Source organism: Collinsella aerofaciens, assembly GCF_901212495.1.
Taxonomy (GTDB): Bacteria; Actinomycetota; Coriobacteriia; order Coriobacteriales; family Coriobacteriaceae; genus Collinsella; species Collinsella aerofaciens_H.
Window position 1 is genome coordinate 1 of record NZ_CAAKNY010000018.1, and the last position, 2291, is coordinate 2291.

At 58.3% G+C, this 2291-nt stretch carries 1 protein-coding gene and 1 rRNA gene; both read left to right on the forward strand.

The window, feature by feature from the left end:
- Nucleotides 1–110: 110 nt before the first annotated feature.
- A 5S ribosomal RNA gene (gene rrf, locus SFLMC1_RS01545) occupies nt 111–226 on the forward strand.
- A 245-nt stretch (nt 227–471) separates the two neighbouring features.
- Complete coding sequence (locus SFLMC1_RS01550; RefSeq protein ID WP_152074049.1) at nt 472–2166, forward strand: phospho-sugar mutase; 1695 nt, start codon at nt 472–474, stop codon at nt 2164–2166.
- Nucleotides 2167–2291: the final 125 nt, after the last annotated feature.

The following is a 2291-nucleotide window of genomic DNA, read 5'->3' on the forward strand; positions in this document are numbered from 1 at the left end:
CGGTCCGGGCACGAGGATGCCCCCGAGTCATCTCCCCTATGCGCCATGCGGCCCCCAGGGCACGTGAGTCAGAACCCGGACACCGAAGATACGGTGGGCGCCGCCCACCGGTCAGCGGCCAGAGCATGGGGGGCACGCCCGGTCCCGTTCCGAACCCGGAAGCTAAGCCCCATCGCGCCGAGAGTACTGCGGGTCCGGCCCGTGGGAGGCCAGGGCGCCGCTGACCGGTGGACGGCACCGAGCCGTCATGTGACTTGAAGAAGGGGGAGGCCTCGCGGCCTCCCCCCTTTTTGCGTTTATAGGCAATCATCTCTAAGAAATTAAATCAATCCAATCATCCACCGGTGAATATAAACGTTCACCGTTCTGTGGTCGGTTCTTTGTGCTCAATGGACTAATATTTGCTTTAGCGTGCTACTGCGCTTGTCCTGTTTTACGGGTCGTTTTATTGATTGTGACGGAAGGACTCACATGGCAGATGTTCACGAGCTGCTTGATACTTGGATTGCCAATGTCAAGGACGAGGAGCTCCTGGCCGAGCTCAACACGATGAAGGAGCAGGGTGACGAGGACGCCATCACCGATGCCTTCTTCCAGGATCTTGCCTTCGGTACCGCCGGTCTCCGCGGCACGATCGGTGCCGGCACCAACCGTATGAATATCTATACGGTCGGTCGCGCGACGCAGGGTTTTGCCGACTACCTTAACGCAACGTTCGAGAATCCAACGGTCGCCATCGCTCGCGATAGTCGTAATAAGGGTGAACTGTTCGTTAAGACCACCGCTGCCATTCTGGCCGCCAATGGTGTTACGGCTCTTGTGTATCCTAAGATTTCTCCGGTGCCGACGCTTTCCTGGGCTGTTCGCGACCTCGAGTGCTCCGGCGGCATCTGTATGACCGCTAGCCATAACCCGGCGCCCTACAACGGCTATAAGGCTTACGGTCCCGACGGTTGCCAGATCACGAGCGAGGCCGCGGACGCGATTTCCAAGGCTATCGCCGAGACCGATACGTTCACCGGCGTAAAGTCCATGGACTTTGACGAGGCTGTTGAGCAGGGTCTGGTTAAGTGGATCGATGACTCTTGCCTCGAGCGTTATTACGATGCAGTGCTCGCCCGCGGCGTGACCAATCTTTCTGCCGAGGAGATTGCCGGCGCTCCGCTTAAGCTCGTCTACACCCCGCTCAACGGTACCGGCCTCATCCCCGTTACCACGGTGCTCGAGCGTGCCGGCATCACCGATGTCACGGTTGTTCCGGAGCAGAAGGAGCCCAACGGCGATTTCCCGACCTGCCCGTATCCCAACCCCGAGATCCGTCAGGCCATGCAGAAGGGTATCGACCTGTGTGAGCAGGTTCACCCCGATCTGTTGCTCGCAACCGATCCTGACGCCGACCGCGTTGGCGTTGCCGTCAAGAACGGCGATGACTACCTGCTGCTGACCGGTAACGAGATGGGCGTTCTGCTGCTCGACTATATCTGCAAGACGCGCGCTGCCCGCGGTGAAGACCTCAGCAAGAAGGTCGCAGTTACCACCATCGTTTCTTCCGCCATGGTCGACGCCCTGGCCGACGAGTATGGCTTTGAGCTCCGTCGTTGCCTGACGGGCTTCAAGTACATTGGTGACATCATTACCTCCCTTTCCGACGCCGGCGAGGTCGATCGCTTTATCTTCGGTTTCGAGGAGAGCTATGGTTACCTGACTGGCGATCACGTGCGCGACAAGGATGCCGTCAGCACCTCGCTGCTGATTTGCCAGATGGCTCAGTATTACAAGTTGCAGGGCAAGAACCTTGCCGACGCTATGCACGAGCTGTATGAGAAGCATGGCTACTATCACAACAAGACGATTTCGCTGAGCTATCCGGGTGCCGAGGGTGCAGCAAAGATGGCTGGCATCATGGCCGGTCTGCGTGAGAACCCGCCTGCGGAGCTCGCCGGGTCCAAGATCGAGGCCGTCGTTGACTACAACACCTGCGTGAACGGGCTGCCGAAGGCTAACGTCATTGAGTTCGACCTTGAGGGTGGCAACAAGGGTATTGTCCGTCCTTCCGGTACCGAGCCCAAGATCAAGCTCTATATCTTTGCCAAGGGCGCAGACGCCGCCGAGGCGGATGCAGCGCTTGACGCAATCGAGGAGTCCGGCCGCAAGCTGCTGGCCTAAGGTTTAAAAAGCCTATTCCTGTATATAGGCAGGGGAGGGGATCTTGGAAACAAGGTCCCCTCTTTTATTTGCATTGCGGCCCGAGAATTCCCAAGATATGTAGGAAATGTGTACGCCCAGATTCC